Origin of the sequence: Pseudomonas edaphica (genome assembly GCF_005863185.1) — a bacterium.
GTDB classification, from domain to species: domain Bacteria; phylum Pseudomonadota; class Gammaproteobacteria; order Pseudomonadales; family Pseudomonadaceae; genus Aquipseudomonas; species Aquipseudomonas edaphica.
In genome coordinates this window covers 1-1776 of the sequence record NZ_VBVZ01000898.1, presented here as the reverse complement: position 1 = coordinate 1776, position 1776 = coordinate 1, and the positions used below count along the sequence as shown (strand labels likewise).

Annotated in this window: 1 protein-coding gene; it reads right to left on the bottom strand. The window is 62.5% G+C overall.

The features are described from left to right. Window positions 1-93 precede the first annotated feature (93 nt). A complete protein-coding gene (locus tag FEM54_RS31870) occupies window positions 94-1662 on the bottom strand; it encodes a SulP family inorganic anion transporter (RefSeq protein ID WP_099550187.1) in 1569 nt (522 codons plus the stop codon). Window positions 1663-1776 lie beyond the last annotated feature (114 nt).

The following is a 1776-nucleotide window of genomic DNA, read 5'->3' as shown; positions in this document are numbered from 1 at the left end:
TGGCTTGCCTGCGATGGCGGTGTATCAGATACAGATGTGCTGGCTGATTCACCGCCATCGCAGGCAAGCCAGCTCCCACAGTTTTAACCGTGTTTATTCTTCAAAATGGATGGGGCATTTATCGGCCCCTTCCAGCTTTTTCAGTTCCTCGACGACTTGCGGCCGCGCCCGGCGCAACGTCAGGCTACGCCCCATACCCGCCAACCGCCGCGCCTCCTGGTGCAGCATCTCCACCCCGGAATAGTCGATAAAGTTAATTTGCTGCGCCTCGATCACCACCCGCTCGCCCTGCAGGCTTTGCAGCCGCACTTGCAGGTAATGGCTGGCGCCGAAGAAGATCGAACCGCCTACCCGCAACACATCCTCATCACCGTCGCGCCATTGCTGAACCCGCGGCTGTGAGGTGCGTTTGAGGTAGAAAAACAACGATGCCAGCACGCCCGCGTAAATCGCCGTTTGCAGCTCCAGCAGCAAGGTCGCGACGCCGGTCAGGCTCATCACCACAAACTCGGCGCGGCTGACGCGGAACAGCGCGCGAATGCCACGATGATCCACCAGGCCCCAGCAAATCAGCAGGATGCTTGCGGCCATGCTCGGGATCGGGATGTGCGCGATCAAGGCCGCGCCAAATAACGCAAACAATGCCACCCAGAGCGCGGAAAACACGCCCGCCAACGGCGAGCAGGCGCCTGCTTCATAGCTGAGGCCGGAGCGGGTGAAGGAGCCGGCCGACAAGTACCCGGAGAAAAAGCCGCCGACGATATTGGATAGACCCTGCGCACGGACTTCCTGATTGGCGTCGAGCAATTGCTGTGAACGCGCCGACAACGAGCGCGCAATCGACAGGCTGGTGACCAGCCCAAGCATGCCCACCGCCACGGCGCTGGGCAGCAGGCGCAGAAGTATATCCAGGTCCATCGGCAGCGGGCTGAACGGTGGCAGTTTGCCGATAAACGAACTCACCCGCGCCACATGCCCGAACATCGCCGGCCACAGCCACGCCACCAGGCTGCCCAGTGTCAGGGCAATCAACAGTGTTGGCCAACGCGGGACCAGGTATTTGAGCAGCGCGCCCACCAGCAAGGTGCCCAGGCCCAGCGTCAGTGAGGCGTGGTCCCATTCACCGGCATGGTCCACCAGTGCCAGCAAGCTATTGATCGCCGTGGCCTGGCTGGGCAAATCCAGCCCCAGCAAGTTGGGCAATTGCCCCAAGGCAATCACCACGGCAGCGCCCAGAGTGAAACCCAGCACCACCGAATGCGAGACGAAATTCACCAGCGCGCCAAAGCGCAGCATGCCCAGCAGCCACTGGAACACACCGGCGAGGAATGTGAGCAACAGGATCAGCGTGATGTAGTCCTGCGAGCCAGGCACGGCCAGCGGACTGACGCTGGCGTACAGGACGATGGAAATCGCCGCCGTCGGGCCGCAGATCAGGTGCCAGGAGGAGCCCCACAGGCAGGCGATCAAGACGGGGATGATGGCGGCATACAGGCCGTATTCGGGTGGGAGCCCGGCGATCAGCGCGTAGGCAATGGACTGCGGCAAGGCGAGCACGGCGCCGCTGAGCCCGACAATCGCGTCCCGGCCGACGCTGGCGCGGGTTTGGCGCGGCAGCCAGGCGAGGAAGGGGAAGAGAGTGTGGCGGTTGGGCCGGGGCATCGCAGACTCGGTAGAAAGGTTTAGCTCAGAGTATCAGTACACCTAAGTCTCTGTGGGCGCTGGCTTGCCTGCGATACAGACAACTCGGTCTGCCAGACAGACCGAGGTGATGCT